Below are 20,573 nucleotides of genomic sequence, written 5' to 3' on the forward strand. Positions count from 1 at the left end.
TCGTTATTCTACCCCTCCCAGTGGGCTTGAATCAATTTGGCATAAGAGAGACCACAAGGTATTGGACGTTCTATTCGTTGTTTCCGACCAGTATATCAACAATGATGTCCAGCTGTTGCTCTACCGAAATGGGGTCACTGAGCAGAAACTCGTCAAAATCAATATTGTAGACCTTATTCGCTTTCCCTGCTGGCGACTGCTCAATCAGTTTCTGTACATCCTTGAGTTTATCCTCCGCCCCGTCATTGACAGCAAGGAATAACCGGTCACCAATAAAGTCAGGAATCACCTCAGAAGAAATTTCCCACGTCTCACCTTTGATCACGTCTGTCTCTACCTTGGCGGTTGGCTTCAACCCGAGATACTTGTAGATGATATTGCCTCCCATATTGGTATCCCCGTAAACAAAAAGTGCATCTGGACGCACGTTTAATATGGAGAACGTCTCATCGGAACCTACATAAGGGCTAATTTTCTCTTTGTACTCCGCGATTTTAGCCGTGAATTGCTCGTTCCATAGCCGTGCTTCCTCTTGTTTCCCAAGAATATCACCAAACATCTCCACATCTTTAATCGGGTCGTTGTACTGCTCGACAACAATGGTTGGAGCGATCTGACTCAGTGCATCATACCCGCCTTCCACAGCCTCCGCAAATGCTGCCGTTGTAACAATCAGATCTGGCTCCAATGACAGAATTTTCTCCGCATCTGGTGGAACACCCACATCTGAAATACCGGAAGTATCACTAATAAGTGGATTATCTAAAATAAATGTCGTTGTGCCAACTGGCTTCACCCCAAGCGCCATCAACTCACCCAAGTGATAGAAGCTGACAATTCGCTGTGGATTCACAGGAATTTCGGTTTCGCCTTTCAGATGTTTATACATCCGCGTTTCCACAGCTGCGCTGTCTGTAGCTACAGTAGTTGTCGTATCTGATGAAGCTGGCTGGGAAGCCGCTGCTCCTGGAGTACTGCTTGTCTGGCATGCACTTAGAAGCAAGGATGTACATAATAACATCATCGCCCCAAAGGCCGGTCGTGAAAATCTAAACATGGATGTGTCCCCTTCCCTAATCCGTTGATAATAAGTCTCATTCTCATTATGAGAACCGGAGTTAGGGGTTACAATAGACGATTCTAACCCGCGTAATGGATTATACTGAACCTGAATCTGTTGCCGATGTTCCGCACGAAACTGAAGTGGCGATAATCCGGTATGCTTTTTGAATAAGCGACTGAAATAATACACATCTGCATAACCTACGTTGCTCGCAATTTCCTGGATACGGGCCTCGGACTTTAGAAGGTACTGCTTTGATCTGTGAACGCGCACATGAATGAGATATTCAATGGGTCCTAGTCCAATCTGGTTTTTGAACAAACGGGATAAATAGCTGGCGCTGCAATGGTATCTCTTGGCTAGTTCCTCGGCTGTAATAGGCTCGCTATAGTGATCGTGAATATAGTGGATTGCCTCAGTGACGATGTTGGGTCTGCTGCTTTCCTTTTTGGCCGATGTCTGGATCTGTTGCCGCATGATTTCGTACACCAATGGAAGAAAGACCGATTGCGCCTGTAGCTTGTCTATAGGATTGGGCTCTTGCCAAAGACGATTCATGGCTTCACACTTTTCCTGAACCGGGAGTACCGCATATGGAGCAAACCCATACGTCACCTGAAAGCTCTCCCGATCTTCCAGTGATTCACACTCCGCTGTATATAGAATTAGATAGCAGGCAAAGTCCTGACTCAGCGGCACAATACTCAGCTCAGCATCTGCTCCCCCATGTAATATGTAAGATGAACGGGTCTGGTAGACATTACCCGATATGCTCACCCTAGCCTCTCCATGAGTAGTGATTAAGAAAAAGTTGGTATGCGCCACATAGTGATCAGGAACCGTTCCATGCTCCGCACGATAATGCCGAATATCCAGCAATCTAACGGCAGTTCGGCTCCACCGTTCGATATGAGCTTCCCAATCCATACGCGTTCCCCCTACTTCTTCGTTCTTAAAATATGCCTATTATATCACAGACAAAAAGCCATCAACCCAGATGGGTTAACGGCTTATGCATTGAAAAAAAACCTAATACTCTCGCGCAAATTGCTTATCCTCTTTCAGCTGCACAATATCATGCCCAGTTGGATTCTGGAATGCACGAAGTCCAAAGGTTTGTGCAACCGCAAAAATATGGTCAAAGATATCCGCTTGCACATTCTCATACACACCCCAGTTAATATCGTTGCTGAATGCATAGATTTCCAGAGGCAGCCCGCGATCTTCCGGTGCTAATTGTCTCACAATCATCGTCATATCTTTGTTGATCTTCGGATGATTTCTCAAATACTGATGAATATATTCCCTGAACACACCCACATTGGTGAGCTGTCTTCCGTTCACATTGCTTTCCGTATTCACCTGGTGCTCCATGTTATATGCTTGAATTTCCTTCAATTTTGCGGAAACATAATCGCTCAAGTAGTGAATTTTCTCAAATTCCGCGACCATCTCTTCTGTACAAAAACGAATACTGCTGATATCGATATAGACACTTCGCTTAATCCGTCTGCCACCCGAGACCTGCATGCCTCTCCAGTTACGGAATGAGTCCGAAATGAGGGCGTAGCTTGGAATCATCGTAATCGTTTTATCAAAATTCATCACTTTCACTGTGTTCAATGTAATGTCGATGACATCACCGTCTGCATTATATTTGGGCATTTCAATCCAGTCACCGACCCGCACCATGTCATTCGAAGATAGTTGAACGCCGGCTACCAGACCCAATATGGAATCCTTGAAAACCAGCATCAGTACAGCCGATAACGCACCAAGTCCACTCAGGATAATAAGCGGATTTTGTCCAATCAGGCTGGAGATGACGATAATTCCACCAATGATGAACAAGACGATCTTGGCTACTTGAATGTAACTCTTGATTGGCCGAATCTTTGACACTTCATAGGAACGATAGATATCATCGAAGACATTCAGCAGTGCGTTGAGCACCGTAATCATGATAACGATCATGTATGTCATCGCAGCCTTTTCAATCAAGGCCTGGTAGGACGGAAAAATATAAGCCGAATAATAGATGATAATCGCCGGCACGAGATGCGACAACTTATGGAATAATTTTTTCTCCACAATGATGTTTCCCCACTTGTACCGATTGTTGTTAACGATATGGTTGATCGTCTTCAGCACAATCTTTTTGGCTATGAAATTCGCAACCACCGAGATCACCGCTATAAAAATAACCATAATTATATTCGAAAGATATCCAATGGATGGCTCACTCATGCCCATTCCCTCTAGTTGATTTCTGATAAAGTCCATTGTTTCCTCCTAACGCAGTCTAGTTTAGCCTATTATTATAAAGTAGATTAAGGTGGTAAGCAAAGTTTGTGCTTCCGCTCCGTTCTTCATTTGCATTATATATATTAAAAAAAGACCCTTTCATTCAAAGAATGATGGGCCCACTTGATTATGTCGTCTTTTCATCATGCTCACGAGAAATGTCCAGCAACTCACTTACTGTCACCAAACGGTACCCATCCGCGACCAGCTCATCCACCAACACACGAACCGCCTCCACCGTCTGGGAACGATCCCCGTATCCGTCATGGAATATGAGCACGCTGCCGGGTTTCACCGCAGACCGGGTATGCTCCAGAATGTGCTCAACGCCGGGATTATCCCAATCTCTCGCATCACCGTTGACCGCACTAATCGTGCGATATCCGCTCTCCGCCGCCAGAGACAGTATATCATCATTTACTCCAAAATAGGGCGGTCGGAAGCTGCGGGCAGTTTGCCCCGTGACTTCTTGGACAAGATTTTCTGCGCGTTGCAGCTCCTCCCTGGCTTCCTCCAGCGTCAACTTGGTCAGGTTCGGATGCGTGTACGTATGGTTGGCGATCTCATGCCCTTCCCGGTGCACCTCTGCCGCAATCTCCGGGTGAGCCTCCATCTCTTGGCCAATCATGAAAAACGTCGCCCGCCCACCGACAGCGCGGAAAATCTCAAGCATTTGAGGTGTATACACCGGATGCGGCCCATCATCAAACGTGAACGCCACAACGTTTTCCCGAACAGACTCCTGCTCTACCATCGCGATATTGACCATAAGTAATGACCCCTCTCTGCAACTGACTGGCTACATCCCCCTTATTATTCCATGTCTATACGCCGCGGTCTAGTCAAGAGATCACAACTTCACCTGCTCTCTACTCTAACCTTTGATCGCACCTGCGATCATGCTCTTCTGTCTGGAGGCATACTTATTAAAATTTGCAATGAGTCACATAAACAAGCCACTCAGTCACTACTGTTTTTTCGAGTATTCCTCAAACTAACTCCCCCTGTATCTCTTACTATTCAAAACGGCACCTGTCCAAAAGTTTAGTAGATGTAGAATTTCAGAACGAGAACATTCTAAATGCAGTAGCTAGTGGTTTAATAAACCTATCATTCTTGAAATTCAGGGGCATTAGAGCAGCAAAAGGTTGAACTGGAAACGAAGTTGTTAGAAGCCCATTAGGTAAAAGAAAAAGCAGTCATTACAGAAGAATATCTGCAACAACTGCTTTCTGACTTAAGGACCACATCTCCAGACGTAATATTCTTGAAATCAAGAAGTTGATTGGTAATTACGAAGAAAAGGTACTCCTATACAAGGAAAATATGGAGTCACGTCATCTTTAAGCTACAAGTTGTGGATTTGAGGCGAGGGAAGTCGAACCCCTTTCCGAAGATAACGACACATAAGCTTCTACGGGTGTAGTCACCATTTTGATGTCACCCAAGTATCAGTAACCCACAAGAACAGGATTAGCCCAAGCAGGTATGGACTCAACACAATAGATCAATTTACTCTGTATGATTTCTGCAACAATTAAAGGCTCGTATGTATTATCAATGATGATAACCTGATCTGCGATGGCTAGAGCCGGTTTAAGGTTCTTCAATGACTGGCCATATCGATAACGAATGTCTTCTTCTGCAATCCAATGTCCACCTTGTTCAACACGAGAGGCTACACGATCTATATGCATTTGAACATCCTCAAGACCGATATAATAAACGACAATTTCATAATTGTTTTCTTTTGCTATTTCCATATGTTTTAAAACAAATGATCCGGACAATGTCGTTTCAATAGCGAAGTTTACACCACTTTTAATGAGTGATCGGATTCTTTTTACAGCTTCCCTGCCAGCAGACAGGTCAGCACTGCGTGGATTCTCTGGCTTCAACTCTCTTGCAATTTGATCTGGATCAACAAGTTCACCAAGCCACTCTCTCATTTGCATGCTGAGTGTACTTTTCCCTGCTCCATTTGTACCCGCAAACACAGTCATGACTGGTCTGATTTCACTCATGATATTTAAACTCCTGCCGTTTTCCAGTAGCATCAAATGTAATTTCGAATTTATTACCGGCAGCATCCTCACGAACGCGTTTGTTGTTCTTTATATAATAAATAGAGGCACCTGATTCTTTAGCTTGTTTCCGTGCATGTTGATTTGCTTTTTTTAAAATTTCTTGGAGCTGTTCTCGATTTTCAACCATCTTGGGTCCCCCAATCTAAATTTTTGTTTATTATATCATAAACAGAAAAACCACCAACCAGAACACTGGTTAGTGGTGGATAGAAGCTGTAGCAAACTATTGCGGTATAACTTCCTCCCACTGACCATTGGTGGTTTCTTTGTAGATATGAAGGTTTCCATCATATTTTCCCTCAATAAAGTTAGAACCCGCTTCTTTCAAGTACGGATCCAAAATAACTACTCCTTCACTCAGTTAAAATTCTCACTGCGTGGATCAGCTGTCGTTGTATCACCCCGTTGCGATTTACCGTTGATACTTACACTTGCCTGTCTCACTATCCAGGTCAACAGATTTCCAGTAGAAATACCCCTTTCAGTTCTGAATCTAAAAGGGGTGGGACTAACCATCATCTAATACTCTAATATGGAAGACTTTATGCCATGAAGCTTAAAATATCGTCTTCTTGTTTCGTATCAACAGCGATTTTATTACGCTGCATTTTTTTGCAAGATGTACATTCATGTACAATTTGATATCCTTTTTTACTAGAATATTCGAGTTGAATGGGCTTCATTAATCCTTTACAACTACTTAAACGATCGCCTGGTCTATTGTCTAGGTGCTTAGAAAATAAGCAAATTGGACAATGATTTCTAAAGCTTCCGTTTGTTAATGGTTCAACATATGCATGACAGTTTTCACAACGGAAACTTGTATTTTCAGTTTTTCTACTCAACGTATCTTCCTCCAAGATGAATTATTTCATCTGAAGAAAGGGTTCCGTTTAGTTTTCCTATCACAAGATAGTTTCAGGCTTTTAAAGGGAAGTGACACATTCACCGTCTTGTTTTGCAAAACGATTACTTCTAGTTCCTACTTCACAAAAGCATCTTTCATCTTTTGATCCGGACCACGATTGATTTTCAAGTTTTGTATCAACCACTGTAAGACGGACTTACTCCACCTTCCACTAGTAAGTGTTCACCTCTAATCACTGACAAAGGCATTCGTCCCCTAAAAGAACACGTTGGCTTTTATCCAGTAAGTGCATATAATTAGACTCCATTTCTTTGAGATAATAGTTAGTCCCATATATAATTATAACAAAATATATTCTTAGTGAATATTTAAACAGACTATAAGCCATCACATCAACCGCACCATTCTTGTCCAAATCCACGACCGTTTCAACATTAATTAGCCTACTTTATCTCCTACAATCACAGCGGTATCCTTAACAGGATACTATGAAACTTCAAAAATCGTTTTTTTCTGCTAGCTAGGTGATACGCTATCTCCTCTATGCCTGAGGTCAACAGAAGAAAATAATAAGCTGAACTAAGTAAAAGCCAGTTGCGGGGGCAACCTAAGGTGACATCAAAACTGCTAATTACAGAGGGTACCGCCATGTACATCATCAGAGATATATCGTAATTGACGTCAGAGAACCCCGAAGCCCTAGAGCCAAAGCGCTTTACCCTACCACCACATATCCAAACATGCAAAAACAGCCACCGAATGGTGGCTGTCACTGATACTACTAATGGAGGCGAGGGGAGTCGAACCCCTGTCCGAAGATAACGACACATAAGCTTCTACGGGTGTAGTCACAGTTTTGATGTCACCCGAGTATCGCCCCGTAACCGGCTATACGTTGGGTCAGCCTGATTGTCTTCTTCAGCACACCCCAGGCGGAGATGTGACAGCGTATCCCACTACTTGTTAGCCCCTAATCCTGTCACATGGGCGATGCAGGTTAGAAGCACGCACACAGTTTCTTAGGCTGCGAAAGCGTAGTTTGTTTGTTGTTTGCCGTTTAATAGGCTTTAGCGTTGATGAAGCGGACGCGTCCCCACTACCCGCTACCCATGCTCGAACTATCCCCGTCGAATCCATAAACGCCCCCTCAATGAAGAAGGGCTCCAGGATTAATCCGTGAATACGGAGCAAAGGTGCTGCACATCTTTTTCCTCCAAGGTAAAAAGATGCTTCTTTCAAACTCGGCATTCCTGTCTGCTACATGAATAATCATAACACAGGACACATCACCGAAATAGTACAGATTGCTGGAAGACATTCCAGCAGGCTGAGCATGTGTGCAAGGTTATCCAGTACAACAGGCTCAATCGTCTACATATTATACCGCGTCACCAATCGGAAGTAAAGTTTACCCAGATCCGATCACGAACAACTGTACCTAAGTATCTTACCCACTACCCTGACAAACTACGCAACAGCTGATAATTTAGATTCCTCACCGCACTTAGCTTCATGCTCCTAGCAATTTACTTAGTAACACATCAATAAAAAACCAGTTCAAATTCACACTTCAGCAACACACATCAAATTACCTTCCCAAATACAAATAAAAAAGCCTCAGGCTTGCCCGTTACAGGACAAACCTTGAGACTCCTTAACTCGTACATCAATCTTCCTAGCTCCATACGAGAACTATCTTACACCTAAGATGCAGCTTTCCACGCCCAACAATCCACTTAACGCGCAACCTTCTGCTTCTCGCGCATTGCCCGTTGAATATCACGTTGTGCATCCCGCTTGGCTGCAGTCTCCCGTTTATCGAACTGTTTCTTACCTTTACCCAGTCCGAGCAAAAGCTTCGCGTAACCGTTGCGGATATAGATCTTCAAAGGCACAATGCTGTATCCGTCCTGTTTCGACAGCCCGAGCAGCTTGTGAATTTGCACTTTATGCATCAGCAACTTGCGCGTACGTGTTGGATCGAGCGGATTATTTCGGTTTCCTTGTTCAAAAGGACTAATATGCATATTATGAATATGAATCTCACCGTTACGAATCGTGGCAAATGCATCACCAATATTCGCACGGCCGTTACGAAGAGATTTGATCTCCGTTCCGGTAAGCACCATGCCCGCTTCATACGTATCTTCAATGAAGTAGTCATGGGAAGCCTTTTTATTCTGTGCGAGCACTTTACTCTGTCCATCATTCTTGCCCATGTCCTCACTCCTTCTCCGTAAAATAAGCCGGTACCATGCTCTATAGCAGCGCACCCGATGTTGCACCAAGGTACCACGTGCCAGACCCTAATTGTAGCAAGTACGGCTGTTAAAATCAAGAAAGAGGCGACCTCTGCCGCCCCTCCTCATTACACCACTTTCAGACTGTGCGAAACAACACACCGGCTGAAGTGACTATTTTCTCCAACGCTTAACCTGGAGGAACGAATTATAATCCATCTCTTCAAGTTACGTTAGCTTTATTTTTTCTTTTTCCGTACAAAAGCTGCCGTGCCGTTACCAGCTGCACCTTTGCTCTTCTTCCGCTTGCGTCGTGGTGCTCCGCCTTCCTGAGCGCCACCAGGAGTTGCATTCTCTCCAATAAATACGCCGCTCGGCGAAGTGTTTTTGCGTCCACTTCCGCCTTTGCCACCTTTACCGCCACCCTTGCCGGACTTAAAGCTTCCTTCACCGCGACCGCTGCCGCTGTTCAGGCCACTTCCTTGTCCACCGGTTGAACCACTATCCGATCCACCCGATGTAGAGCTATAACCGCCTTTACCTGAGCCAAAACCAAAGCTTACCGCGCCTTTGCCCCGGCCAGTCGATCCGCCAGCTTCACCAGTACGACGCTCACCTTTTGGTTTACCGCCGCCTTTACCTGCGTAGCCACCGGATGAGCCTGCGCCCGCTCCTGCACTCGCAGCTCCGCTACGACCGCCACGGCCACCTTTGCTGCTCTCTTCCGGTGATCTGCTGCTACCACGGTTGCCTCCAGCACCAGCTGAGCCGCCTTTGCCGCCACGCGAACCGCTAAAACCACCTGGTCCACCCTTGGCACCGCCGCGTCCGCCACCACTTGCTGGGCGTCCACCTTTACCGCCACGTCCGCCACCGAAGCCGCCGCCAGGACGTTCACCGCGAGGTTTCATATCCACCATTTCAAAATCAATCGTATACTCTTCCATGCTTACACGTGCCACACGGATCTTCACTTCATCACCGATGCGGAAGACTTTCGAGGTACGTTCACCAATCAGAGCCATATGCTGATCGTCAAAATGGTAATAGTCGTCCGTGAGCGCGCTCAGGCGAATCAGGCCTTCAACCGTGTTCTCTAGTTCAATGAACATACCGAAGCTGGTTACACTGCTGATCATGCCTTCGAACTCTTCGCCTACTTTATCGAGCATATACTCAGCTTTCTTCATCTTCTCTGTATCCCGTTCAGCTTCTACGGCTACACGCTCACGTTCCGAAGACTGCTGCGCAATATCGGACATCCGTGCTGCCAAATACTCCTGACGGTTCTCTGGCAAAGCACCATTATTCTCAATCACTTCACGAATCACCCGGTGAATGACGAGATCGGGATAACGACGAATTGGAGACGTAAAATGACTATAAAATTCTGCTGCCAGACCAAAGTGACCCGACATTTCGGAATCATACTTCGCCTGTTTCATGGAACGCAACATCATCGTACTGATCACGGTTTGTTCTTTCGTTTCTTTGATATCCTCAAGCAACGATTGAAGTGCACGTGGATGAATCGCGTTGCCACGTCCTTTGACCTGGTGTCCGAAATTCGCCGCAAAGGCGAGGAAATTTTGCAGTTTTTCCTGATCCGGGTCTTCGTGCACACGATAGATAAACGGAACCTTCAACCAATGGAAATGCTCTGCCACTGTTTCGTTCGCTGCCAACATGAACTCCTCAATGATTTGCTCTGCAATCGAACGCTCCCGTTTCACGATATCTACCGGTTTGCATTCTGCATCCACAATGATTTTGGATTCTTCAAAATCAAAGTCAACCGCACCACGGCGCATACGCATAGCACGCAGCTTCAAAGCAATCTCTTTCATCAGATGGAAATCGTCCACCAGATCCTTATAACGCTCGAGCAATTCGGGCTCTTCACCTTCAAGGATTTTGCGAACGTTGGAATACGTCATCCGCTCTTTGGTTTTGATTACACTCGTGAAAATGTCATGCTTCACAACCTTCATCTGGTCGTTAAACTCCATCTCACAAGACAAAGTCAAACGGTCTACCTGCGGGTTCAAACTACAGATCCCGTTGGATAGACGTTGTGGCAACATCGGAATAACCCGGTCTACCAAATACACACTGCATCCGCGGTTATAAGCTTCCTGATCCAGCTTGGAATTCTCCTGCACATAATAGCCAACGTCGGCAATATGAACACCAAGACGATAGTTCCCGTTAGGCAGCTTCTCTACGTTAACAGCGTCATCCAGATCCTTGGCATCTTCACCATCAATCGTAACAATGTTAAGTCCACGCAGATCACGGCGCCCCTGTTGTACAATCTCTTCATCCGTGATGGAGTCTGGTGCTTTCTCCGCCTCTTCTACCACTTCATCCGGGAAAGCTTCAGGCAGCTGGTGCTTGCGGATGACGGACAAAATATCAATACCCGGCTCATCCTTATGACCGAGAATCTCGATTACTTCACCCTCAGCTGCAGCACGGCCCTCTGGGTAGCTAACGATCTTTGCTACGACCTTCTGTCCATCAACAGCCCCTGCAAAGTTAGTACGTGGGATGAAAATATCGCGATTAATTCGTTTGTCATCCGGAATGACGAAGCCGTACACCTCATGGCTCTGGAACACACCAACCACTTGTGTCACAGCACGAGTAACTATACGAACGATCTCACCCTCCAGGCGGCCGCCAGAAGGTCCTTGAGACGTAACTTTAACCAATACCGTATCACCATTCATCGCACTCTTCATATCATTGGCGTGAATGTACACATCCGGGTGCTCCCGATCCTCAGGGATAAGAAAAGCAAACCCTTTGGCGTGAGCTTGTAAACGTCCGCGTACCAAATCCATGCGCTCTGGCATGCCATAGCGATTGTTACGTGTCAGCAAAACTTTACCGGATTCCTCCAGCGTATTAAGCATAATCAAAAAGGCTTTGAAATCAGCTGCATCTTCGATCCCGAAGTGCTGTTCCAACTCCTGATAAGTCATTGGTTTATAAGCGGTTTCCCGCATGAAGTCGAGCAATTGTTGTTCTGTTATCATTAATATATTCACCTCGGGAAACATAAAAGTGTAATCGGGTCTCATCTCTTTATGTATCGGAATTCTTACCATTTTCATGCAATACAATATCACTACTGTGAAGAGTGTAGTAGTACAACCATACTATCTCATACCCTAGTATACACGAATTCAATCCGGCCCATCCGTACCTCGCAAAAAAACCACAGTTGCCGGGCGCTCCTCTAAAATCACGCTTTCACGTATCTCTACAGACATTTTATGCAATACACGTGCTGTACGCATCTGTAAAACGACCACATCCGAAAATTTTCTGTACACATGACATTCATTATAAGGAGTAAGTTCGCATAACGAATAAGCGAGGACATACCATACATGATAGGGGTGTGTTGCACACTAAGGAAGGAAAACCGAACAGAAGTGAGAAGAAGACCGAAATCATGGAGTCTATAGATCGTTGGAAAAGTTTGGACGCGTAAAAATTTATTAAAAAACCTTCGTTTCTCCACGAAACGAAGGTTCATCAATTAAGCCATGAGCTTAAGCTATTCATTGCTCAGCAGTTCCAAGTCTTACTTGGAAACAACCGTAACAATAATAGACAAAATCATAAATCCTGCACCCAGTACCACCGTTGCACGTTGCAGGAAGAGATCCAATCCGCGCGCTTTCGTTTTACCGAAAAGATGTTCCGCACCACCGGAGATGGCACCCGCCAAACCAGCGCTTTTCCCGTGCTGCAGCAATACTACAGTGATTAGACCGATCGAGAAGACAACGAGCAGCAATTTCAAAGCAATATCCATTCTTTCCACCTCCTACCCATGTGGGCATAACATCTCACCATAAAAACAGTTACTTTAATTGTAACATAGCTATTGTTGTGATACAAGTAGTGCAGTTCATACAATGCCCTAAATTTCACCATCTACGTAATCTGCACGATATACCACTATTCTGTTTCAATAAAAAAAGACAAGCCGGTTACCCGGCTTGCCCGTAAAAGCTGGATATCCAGCTTATTTTTTAAGGTTGTAGAATCCTTTAAGACCATTGTATTGAGCCAATTCACCCAGTTGATCTTCAATGCGAAGCAATTGGTTGTATTTCGCAATACGGTCCGTACGGGAAGGAGCACCCGTTTTGATTTGACCAGCGTTAGTTGCAACAGCGATGTCAGCGATTGTGCTGTCTTCGGACTCACCGGAACGGTGGGAGATTACAGCAGTGTATCCTGCACGTTTAGCCATTTCGATTGCATCGAATGTTTCAGTCAATGTACCGATTTGGTTAACTTTGATCAGGATGGAGTTACCGATACCTTCGTCGATACCTCTACCCAGACGCTCAGTGTTCGTTACGAACAAGTCATCACCAACGAGTTGTACTTTATCTCCCAATTTCTCAGTGAGCAATTTCCAACCATCCCAGTCATCTTCAGACATACCGTCTTCGATTGTGATGATTGGGTATTTCTCAACCCATGAAGCCAGAAGGTCAACATACTCAGCGGAAGTGTAAGATTTACCTTCGCCAGCAAGTGTGTACTTACCATCTTTGTAGAACTCAGTGGAAGCAACGTCCATACCCAGGAATACGTCAACGCCTGGTTTGTAACCTGCTTTTTCAATAGCTTCGATGATTGTAGTGATTGCTTCTTCGTTCGAACCAAGGTTCGGTGCGAAACCACCTTCGTCACCTACAGCTGTGTTCAAGCCTTTGGAGCTCAATACGGATTTCAGGTTGTGGAAGATTTCCGCACCTACGCGAAGAGCTTCTTTGAAGCTTGGTGCTCCAACTGGAAGAACCATGAACTCTTGAACGTCGATGTTGTTGTCAGCATGCTCACCACCGTTGATGATGTTCATCATTGGTACTGGCAGTGCTTTAGCGTTGAATCCGCCCAAGTAAACGTACAATGGCAGGTCCAGAGCGTCAGCAGCTGCGCGAGCTACTGCCATGGATACAGCCAGGATTGCGTTAGCACCCAGTTTACCTTTGTTTGGCGTACCATCCAAAGTAATCATCAATTTGTCGATACCCAGTTGATCCAATGCATCCATACCGATAACTTCTGGAGCGATTGTTTCGTTTACGTTTTTAACAGCTTGCAGAACGCCTTTACCGAGGTAACGGGATTTGTCGCCATCGCGAAGCTCAACTGCTTCGTGGGCACCAGTGGATGCACCGGATGGAACGATTGCGCGGCCGATTGCGCCGGACTCCAGGTATACTTCAACTTCTACTGTAGGGTTACCGCGGGAGTCGAGGACTTCGCGAGCGTACACGTCAGAAATAATAGTCATTTGTGATAATCTCCTTTAAATTTAAATTTATTAAAAATTAGGACCACTTGTGGTTTCCCTTTTCCACTACGTTAGCAGAATCGTCTTCCGATCTCTGTTATCCCCTGATTTCTTTGAACTTATCGTCATAAGTTGAAATCATGTGATAAAAGCGAACGCTCCGCTTCTTCAGACTATTTCTGCTGCCTTCGTTCTGGGTAAACTCCAAACTTCCCAATTTCATATATGTTGTTGCGTAACTTATTTACGGGTAGCGATAACAGATGTACCTGTCATTTCTTCCGGTTTAGGCAATTGCATCAGGTCAAGGATCGTTGGCGCGATATCCGCCAGGATTCCACCTTCACGCAGGGTTACATTTGCATCGGTAACGATGAATGGAACCGGGTTCGTTGTATGAGCTGTGAACGGACGTCCTTGCTCATCGAACACCATATCCGCGTTACCATGATCCGCAGTGATCAGTACAACGCCGCCTTTGGCAAGTACTGCATCCACAACACGGCCCATGCACTCATCTGTTACTTCTACCGCTTTGATGGTAGGCTCCAGCATGCCGGAGTGTCCAACCATGTCAGGGTTAGCAAAGTTCAGAATGATGGCGTCATGTTTGTCTGCTTCGATCTCACGAACACATGCGTCAGCCACTTCATACGCGCTCATCTCCGGTTGCAGGTCATACGTTGCAACTTTTGGTGAGTTGATCAGTACGCGAGTTTCACCCGGAAGCTCCACATCACGACCGCCGCTGAAGAAGAAGGTAACGTGCGGGTATTTCTCAGTTTCTGCAATACGCAGTTGTTTTTTATTGTTCTGTACCAGAACTTCACCCAGCGTGTTGTCGAGGTTCTTCGGCGAATAAGCCACATAACCTTCAACCGTCTCACTGAACAAAGTCAAGCAAACAAAGTGCAAGCCCACAGGGAACTTCGGACCACGATCGAAACCGCGGAAATCCTGGTTCGTGAATACTTGCGACAACTGGATCGCACGGTCAGGGCGGAAGTTAAGGAAGATAACGGAATCGCCGCTCTCTACCAAACCTACCGGCTCACCATCCGCTTTGACGATAACCGTTGGTTCAACGAATTCATCAAATACGGACTTCTCATACGATTCTTCAACCGCTTTGAGTGGATCGGTGTATTTTGGTCCATCTCCATAAACGATGGCGCGGTATGATTTCTCAACCCGTTCCCAACGTTTGTCACGGTCCATCGCGTAATAGCGACCTTGAACCGTTGCGATTTTACCTACTCCGACTTCTTCAATCTTAGCGATCAGCTTCTGCATGAAGTCTTTACCACTGTCTGGCATAACATCACGGCCATCCATGAAGGCATGAATATATACATCGTTCATTTCTTCTTTTTTGGCCAGATCAAGCATAGCAAACAGGTGGTCGATGTGACTATGTACGCCGCCATCGGACAACAAGCCGTAGAGATGAAGCTTTTTGCCGCTTTGTTTCGCTTCGCGAACAGCTTTGACAAGTGTTTCATTGTCGTAGAACTCGCCGTCACGAATGGATTTGGAGATACGGGTCAAATCCTGGTATACGATCCGGCCGGCACCAATGTTCAGGTGACCTACCTCGGAATTTCCCATTTGCCCTTCTGGCAAACCTACAGCTTCACCGCAAGCAGTGAGCGTTGTATGTGGGAATTGGCTCATGAAACGGTCGTAGTTCGGTTTCTTGGCTTGCGCTACCGCATTGCCTTCCACCGTGTTACGCAAACCAAAGCCATCCATGATGATCAGTGCTACAGGTTTTGGAGCTGTCATCTTACTTCGCCCCCTCAACAAGCGCGATGAACGAAGCCGGCTGCAAGCTGGCACCGCCAACAAGTGCGCCGTCGATGTCGCTTTGTCCGAGGTATTCTGTTACGTTCTCCGGTTTAACACTGCCGCCGTATTGAATACGAACTGCATTCGCAACCGTCTCGTTGTACAGATCCTTCACCAGCGTACGGATGTAAGCAATAACTTCATTCGCATCTTGGGAAGTGGAGGATTTGCCTGTACCAATCGCCCAGATTGGCTCATAAGCGATAACAACTTGTGCCGCTTGCTCTGCAGACAGACCTGCAAAAGCAGCTACTGTTTGCACTTTGCATACGTCTTTTGTTTGGTTCGCTTCACGCTCTTCAAGCGTCTCACCCAGGCAGAAGATTGGAGTCAATCCGTGACGGAATGCTGCATGCAACTTTTTATTAACAGTCTCATCGGTTTCCGCAAAATATTGACGGCGCTCCGAGTGACCAATAATGACATAATCCACACCCAGGTCTTTCAGCATTACACCGCTGATTTCGCCTGTGAATGCACCGTTATCTTCAAAATGAAGATTTTGTGCACCAATTTTGATGTTTGTGCCTTTAACGGCTTCTACCAGGGATGGCAGATTTGTAAACGGTGCGCAGATTACAGTCTCCACGCCTTCAACTTCCGCTTTTCCTTTAACTTCCTGAATGAAGTCATTGGATTCGGAAACCGTTTTGAACATTTTCCAGTTACCTGCGATAATCGGTGTTCTCATGGGTTTCAACTCCTTCATGCTATAGACTACTAAAACTTACTTGTCGTTCAATGCCACTACGCCTGGAAGTACTTTACCTTCCATGAACTCGAGCGATGCACCGCCACCTGTAGAGATGTGGTTCATCTTGTCAGCCAATTTGAACTTCTCAGCTGCTGCTGCGGAGTCACCGCCACCAATTACAGTGTAAGCTTCTGTCTCAGCGCAAGCTTCCGCTACTGCACGAGTACCGTGGGAGAATGGCTCGATTTCAAATACGCCCATTGGTCCGTTCCACACAACCAATTTGGAGTTTTTGATAACGTCAGCATAGATCTCACGTGTTTTAGGACCGATGTCGATGCCTTCCCAATCTGCTGGGATGCCGTCGATGTCAACGATTTGTGTGTTTGCTTTCGCACTGAAATCGTCAGACACTACGATATCTACCGGCAGGTAGAAGTTTTTGCCCAGTTTTTTCGCTTTTTCGATGAAACCGAGAGCAACATCAAGTTTGGAATCATCCAACAAGGATTGTCCAATTTCATGTCCTTGTGCTTTCAAGAACGTGTAAGTCAGACCGCCACCGATGATCACGTTGTCTGCAATGTTCAGCAGGTTGTCGATTACATCGATTTTGTCCTTAACTTTGGATCCACCAATGATGGCTGTGAAAGGACGCTCAGGGTTGGAAATTGCTTTACCCAACACTTCAAGTTCTTTCTCCATCAACAAACCGGACACTGCTGGAAGCAAGTGAGCGATTCCTTCAGTCGAAGCGTGTGCTCTGTGTGCCGCGCCAAACGCATCGTTAACGAAAACGTCAGCCAGTTCAGCAAATTGTTTTGCGAGTTCTGCATCGTTTTTCTCTTCGCCTGCGTGGAAACGAACGTTTTCAAGCAACAATACGTCGCCGTTGTTCAGTTCAGCGATTTGAGCTTTAACAGCGTCACCAACAGAATCGTCAGCTTTAACAACTGTTTTACCAAGCAATTCTGACAACCGCTCAGCTGCTGGAGTCAAACGCAAGGATTCAACCACTTCGCCGTTAGGACGACCCATGTGGCTTGCCAAAATGACTTTAGCGCCTTTTTCAATCAAGAAGTTGATTGTAGGAAGCGTTGCACGAATACGTTTGTCATCTGTAATTTTACCATCTTCGAGCGGCACATTGAAATCTACACGGACAAAAGCCCGTTTTCCTGTCAATTCGATATCGCGTACACTTTTTTTGTTCATCTGTATTTCCTCCGCACCCATGTATTTGGTGGACCCATCAAGGGCTGAAACCCCTTGTCAATCCTGGTGTTTTTGAGAAATTTGCAAAATATTGATATATAAAGAGCGGAAACAATATAGCATCTGTTTCCGCTCTATGTTATTGCAGATATTACTTAATCATTTTTGCAAAGTGCTCCAAAGTGCGAACCAATTGTGCAGTGTAGGACATTTCATTGTCATACCAAGCTACAGTTTTAACCAATTGTTGGTCGCCAACAGTCAGAACTTTAGTTTGAGTTGCATCAAACAGGGAACCGAAAGTGATACCTTGGATGTCGGAAGATACGATTTCGTCTTCAGTGTATCCGAAAGTTTGTGGATCGGAAGCTTCTTTCATTACTGCGTTAACTTCTTCAGCAGTAACTTTTTTACCCAGAACTGTTACGAGTTCAGTCAGGGAACCAGTAGCTACTGGTACACGTTGAGCTGCACCATCCAATTTACCTTGCAGTTCTGGAATTACCAGACCGATTGCTTTAGCAGCACCAGTTGTGTTAGGGATGATGTTTTCAGCTGCTGCGCGAGCACGACGGAAGTCACCTTTAGGGTGTGGAGCATCCAACGTGTTTTGGTCGCCAGTGTAAGCATGAATTGTAGTCATCAAACCTTGAACGATTCCGAATTTGTCTTGCAGTGTTTTTGCCATAGGTGCCAGGCAGTTTGTTGTGCAAGATGCGCCGGAGATTACAGTTTCAGTACCGTCGAGGATTTCATGGTTTACGTTGTAAACGATGGTTTTCATGTCGCCAGTAGCTGGTGCGGAGATAACAACTTTCTTAGCTCCACCTTTCAAGTGTTTCTCAGCTGCTTCTTTAGTTGTGAAGAAACCAGTACATTCCAGAACGATATCTACGCCCAGGTCGCCCCAAGGAAGTTCTTCTGGGTTACGGTTAGCCAATACTTTAACTTCTTTGCCGTTCACTTTGAAGAAGCCATCGTGTACTTCAACATCGCCATCGAAGCGACCTTGAGTTGTATCATATTTGAGCAAATGAGCCAGCATTTTAGCGTCAGTCAAGTCGTTGATTGCTACTACCTCGATGCCTGCTACATTTTGAATACGGCGGAATGCCAAGCGTCCAATACGTCCAAAACCGTTAATACCTACTTTAATCATGAGTAAGTTCCTCCCAAGTTTTGATTAATTTTTTTATGAAACTTATATATTCAAGACAGACGGTGAAGTCCGTCAAGACAACAATGGTTGTAATGAAAAGTAAACTCTTATTCCATTTCGGCTACGATGACTTCGGCAGCAGCCTCATCAATAATCAGAATATCTTCCTGACCAAATCGTAACACGGAGTGTATGGCAGCAGCTTTGCTTTTGCCACCTGCAATTCCGATCACGACATCGGTTCGTTCAATATCCTGAAGTCGCATTCCCAGTGTAAGCATGGTATGAACCACCTCACCCTGATCATTAAAGTAATAACCGAAAGACTCAGATACGGCCCCTTGCTCTTGGAGTTCATCTATAATCTCCGTCGCAAGTTTACGTCTTGTCGCCATCTCCACGGCATCACCAATTCCATGAATAACAATCCGCGATTTCCGAATCAGCTCCAGAATTTCCTGAACACTGGGGTCTTGGATTAATGATTCATAGGCATGATCACTAAGCAAATCCGGTACATGCAGGAGTTTGTATTGCGCTCCTACCCGTTTTGCCATTGTGGATGCGATCGTATTCGCCTGAATTTCAAGACTTTCTCCAAGCCCACCGCGTGCTGGTACGAACCAGACACCTTTGAGCGATGTTGGCGGAGTCAGCTGCTCTGCGACTTCGGCCGTTGTTGATCCGCCAGTTACGGCGACAACGTCGTTGTCACTCATGATATTGCCGAGAGCCTTCGCTCCGGCTCTGCCCAGTTCCCTTTTGGCAAATGGAGAAACATCCGAATCGCCAGGAACCACAACTACCTTTTGCAGACCGTAGGCTTGCTTGATGCGCTCTTCCAGCTCGGATAATCCGAACAACTCTTTGGCAACGGGCTCTAACTGCTGCAGCAAATCATACCCTGCCTCGCTGATCTTCATTCCTGCACTGTCAATTTCGATAAGTCCCTGAGCCTTTAACAGATCGGTCTCAGCCCTCAGAACCCGCTCGGTCATCTGCATGGAATTAGCTAACGTTCTCCGTCCGATCACATCCGATAACATGATCTGTTGCAGAATCGTATACCTCTTTTTCAAGATATCCATGAGATCAGGCAGAAGCTGCTTTTGTACTTCTAAAATCGTTCGCATGCTTTCCACTCCCGCAAGTTCTCGTTCCAAGCTCTCTTTCGTGGCCCTAAAACGTCCCGGGTTAACTTTTTAAGTCCCACGTCTATTCTACCTAAAACTGACGTGACATGCAAGTGTTTCAACGTCTTATTTCGACACGCTTCCAGCGTTTGTACGCGCCTATTTTCACAATCCTAGACTTCCATGATCAAGGACTAGCTTACGCATACCATATATAGAAGAAACAAATTATTTTCGTCTACATATCGCTCAGAAACACATTTCACACGGCATGTCCAAAACCTCTAATAGCATTTACTTAAATGCACTCTTTATCCACTCTTCTTCATCATGATCATTTTTAGGTTAATCCAAACCAATACCACAACGAACTGCTTGCAATTAAATATTTCATGAGCTATAATCATTATTGCTGTCACATAATGTGCGCCCGTGGTCCAATGGATATGACGTAGGCCTCCGAAGCCTGAGATCCAAGTTCGATTCTTGGCGGGCGCGCCATTTTATCTAACAGCTCATAACCCATTTAACCAATGAAACCGGAAAGGTTTCTTTTTTTTGCAAGTTAGTTTGACTTTCTTTGACTTTTTGTTTGGAATTGTTTATTATGTGGGTAATACGGTAACAGTTTAA

The 20,573-nt window shown here is 45.5% G+C and carries 16 protein-coding genes, 1 tRNA gene and 1 other RNA gene; 1 reads left to right on the forward strand and 17 read right to left on the reverse strand.

Translation table 11 applies throughout. The features are described 5' to 3' along the window. Positions 1-70: 70 nt before the first annotated feature. The 17 genes from PAHA3_RS26875 to PAHA3_RS26950 all read right to left on the reverse strand — a co-directional run bounded on the left by PAHA3_RS26875 (position 71) and on the right by PAHA3_RS26950 (position 19,940). The gene (locus PAHA3_RS26875) at positions 71-1,990 is read right to left on the reverse strand and encodes an AraC family transcriptional regulator (RefSeq protein WP_062837732.1); all 1,920 of its coding nucleotides are present in this window, start codon (positions 1,988-1,990) and stop codon (positions 71-73) included. A 102-nt stretch (positions 1,991-2,092) separates the two neighbouring features. Further along, positions 2,093-3,346, reverse strand: coding sequence for a mechanosensitive ion channel family protein (locus PAHA3_RS26880; protein ID WP_062837733.1), 1,254 nt, complete (start codon positions 3,344-3,346; stop codon positions 2,093-2,095). Positions 3,347-3,494: 148 nt separating this feature from the next. Then, positions 3,495-4,136, reverse strand: coding sequence for a polysaccharide deacetylase family protein (locus PAHA3_RS26885; RefSeq protein WP_062837734.1), 642 nt, complete (start codon positions 4,134-4,136; stop codon positions 3,495-3,497). Positions 4,137-4,818: 682 nt separating this feature from the next. Continuing rightward, positions 4,819-5,391, reverse strand: coding sequence for a zeta toxin family protein (locus PAHA3_RS26890; RefSeq protein WP_062837735.1), 573 nt, complete (start codon positions 5,389-5,391; stop codon positions 4,819-4,821). Continuing rightward, positions 5,384-5,581 (reverse strand): hypothetical protein, encoded by a 198-nt coding sequence (locus PAHA3_RS26895; protein ID WP_062837736.1) that lies wholly within the window; start codon positions 5,579-5,581, stop codon positions 5,384-5,386. Before PAHA3_RS26895 ends, PAHA3_RS26890 begins: the two co-directional genes overlap by 8 nt. A 415-nt stretch (positions 5,582-5,996) precedes the next feature. Beyond that, positions 5,997-6,299: an RNHCP domain-containing protein gene (locus PAHA3_RS30065; RefSeq protein ID WP_082763030.1), complete on the reverse strand. Its 303-nt coding sequence runs from the start codon at positions 6,297-6,299 to the stop codon at positions 5,997-5,999. A gap of 805 nt (positions 6,300-7,104) precedes the next feature. Beyond that, positions 7,105-7,469, reverse strand: a transfer-messenger RNA (tmRNA) gene (gene ssrA / locus PAHA3_RS26905). A 589-nt stretch (positions 7,470-8,058) separates the two neighbouring features. Next, positions 8,059-8,541, reverse strand: coding sequence for an SsrA-binding protein SmpB (gene smpB / locus PAHA3_RS26910; RefSeq protein ID WP_062837738.1), 483 nt, complete (start codon positions 8,539-8,541; stop codon positions 8,059-8,061). Positions 8,542-8,801: 260 nt separating this feature from the next. After that, the gene (gene rnr, locus PAHA3_RS26915; RefSeq protein ID WP_062837739.1) at positions 8,802-11,603 is read right to left on the reverse strand and encodes a ribonuclease R; all 2,802 of its coding nucleotides are present in this window, start codon (positions 11,601-11,603) and stop codon (positions 8,802-8,804) included. A gap of 150 nt (positions 11,604-11,753) precedes the next feature. Further along, positions 11,754-11,903, reverse strand: a complete 150-nt coding sequence (locus tag PAHA3_RS30670) for a hypothetical protein (RefSeq protein WP_167350955.1) — start codon at positions 11,901-11,903, stop codon at positions 11,754-11,756. A gap of 254 nt (positions 11,904-12,157) precedes the next feature. Next, positions 12,158-12,391, reverse strand: a complete 234-nt coding sequence (secG, locus tag PAHA3_RS26920; RefSeq protein WP_062837740.1) for a preprotein translocase subunit SecG — start codon at positions 12,389-12,391, stop codon at positions 12,158-12,160. Positions 12,392-12,604: 213 nt separating this feature from the next. Continuing rightward, positions 12,605-13,891 (reverse strand): phosphopyruvate hydratase, encoded by a 1,287-nt coding sequence (eno, locus tag PAHA3_RS26925; protein WP_062837741.1) that lies wholly within the window; start codon positions 13,889-13,891, stop codon positions 12,605-12,607. A 240-nt stretch (positions 13,892-14,131) separates the two neighbouring features. Next, positions 14,132-15,676, reverse strand: a complete 1,545-nt coding sequence (gene gpmI / locus PAHA3_RS26930; protein ID WP_062837742.1) for a 2,3-bisphosphoglycerate-independent phosphoglycerate mutase — start codon at positions 15,674-15,676, stop codon at positions 14,132-14,134. A gap of 1 nt (position 15,677) precedes the next feature. Next, a complete protein-coding gene (tpiA, locus tag PAHA3_RS26935) occupies positions 15,678-16,430 on the reverse strand; it encodes a triose-phosphate isomerase (protein WP_036616221.1) in 753 nt (250 codons plus the stop codon). Positions 16,431-16,466: 36 nt separating this feature from the next. Then, positions 16,467-17,648, reverse strand: a complete 1,182-nt coding sequence (locus PAHA3_RS26940) for a phosphoglycerate kinase (RefSeq protein ID WP_062837743.1) — start codon at positions 17,646-17,648, stop codon at positions 16,467-16,469. A gap of 151 nt (positions 17,649-17,799) precedes the next feature. After that, positions 17,800-18,807, reverse strand: a complete 1,008-nt coding sequence (gap, locus tag PAHA3_RS26945; RefSeq protein WP_062837744.1) for a type I glyceraldehyde-3-phosphate dehydrogenase — start codon at positions 18,805-18,807, stop codon at positions 17,800-17,802. A 107-nt stretch (positions 18,808-18,914) separates the two neighbouring features. Next, entirely contained in the window at positions 18,915-19,940 is a 1,026-nt protein-coding gene (locus PAHA3_RS26950) for a sugar-binding transcriptional regulator (protein ID WP_062837745.1), read from the reverse strand. A gap of 426 nt (positions 19,941-20,366) precedes the next feature. On the opposite strand from PAHA3_RS26950, the gene PAHA3_RS26955 reads away from it, so the two are divergent. Then, a tRNA-Arg gene (locus PAHA3_RS26955) sits at positions 20,367-20,441 on the forward strand. Positions 20,442-20,573 lie beyond the last annotated feature (132 nt).

The sequence above is a fragment of the Paenibacillus amylolyticus genome (genome assembly GCF_001570725.1).
Classification (GTDB): Bacteria; Bacillota; Bacilli; order Paenibacillales; family Paenibacillaceae; genus Paenibacillus; species Paenibacillus amylolyticus_A.

Excerpts from the sequence above, each read along its gene's own strand:
- PAHA3_RS26880 (WP_062837733.1), bottom strand. The coding sequence starts at position 3,346 with ATGGACTTTATCAGAAATCAACTAGAGGGAATGGGCATGAGTGAGCCA.
- secG (WP_062837740.1), bottom strand. The coding sequence starts at position 12,391 with ATGGATATTGCTTTGAAATTGCTGCTCGTTGTCTTCTCGATCGGTCTA.
- rnr (WP_062837739.1), bottom strand. The coding sequence starts at position 11,603 with ATGATAACAGAACAACAATTGCTCGACTTCATGCGGGAAACCGCTTAT.
- tpiA (WP_036616221.1), bottom strand. The coding sequence starts at position 16,430 with ATGAGAACACCGATTATCGCAGGTAACTGGAAAATGTTCAAAACGGTT.
- PAHA3_RS26885 (WP_062837734.1), bottom strand. The coding sequence starts at position 4,136 with ATGGTCAATATCGCGATGGTAGAGCAGGAGTCTGTTCGGGAAAACGTT.
- PAHA3_RS26875 (WP_062837732.1), bottom strand. The coding sequence starts at position 1,990 with ATGGATTGGGAAGCTCATATCGAACGGTGGAGCCGAACTGCCGTTAGA.
- PAHA3_RS26940 (WP_062837743.1), bottom strand. The coding sequence starts at position 17,648 with ATGAACAAAAAAAGTGTACGCGATATCGAATTGACAGGAAAACGGGCT.
- smpB (WP_062837738.1), bottom strand. The coding sequence starts at position 8,541 with ATGGGCAAGAATGATGGACAGAGTAAAGTGCTCGCACAGAATAAAAAG.
- gap (WP_062837744.1), bottom strand. The coding sequence starts at position 18,807 with ATGATTAAAGTAGGTATTAACGGTTTTGGACGTATTGGACGCTTGGCA.
- gpmI (WP_062837742.1), bottom strand. The coding sequence starts at position 15,676 with ATGACAGCTCCAAAACCTGTAGCACTGATCATCATGGATGGCTTTGGT.
- eno (WP_062837741.1), bottom strand. The coding sequence starts at position 13,891 with ATGACTATTATTTCTGACGTGTACGCTCGCGAAGTCCTCGACTCCCGC.
- PAHA3_RS26950 (WP_062837745.1), bottom strand. The coding sequence starts at position 19,940 with ATGCGAACGATTTTAGAAGTACAAAAGCAGCTTCTGCCTGATCTCATG.
- PAHA3_RS26895 (WP_062837736.1), bottom strand. The coding sequence starts at position 5,581 with ATGGTTGAAAATCGAGAACAGCTCCAAGAAATTTTAAAAAAAGCAAAT.
- PAHA3_RS26890 (WP_062837735.1), bottom strand. The coding sequence starts at position 5,391 with ATGAGTGAAATCAGACCAGTCATGACTGTGTTTGCGGGTACAAATGGA.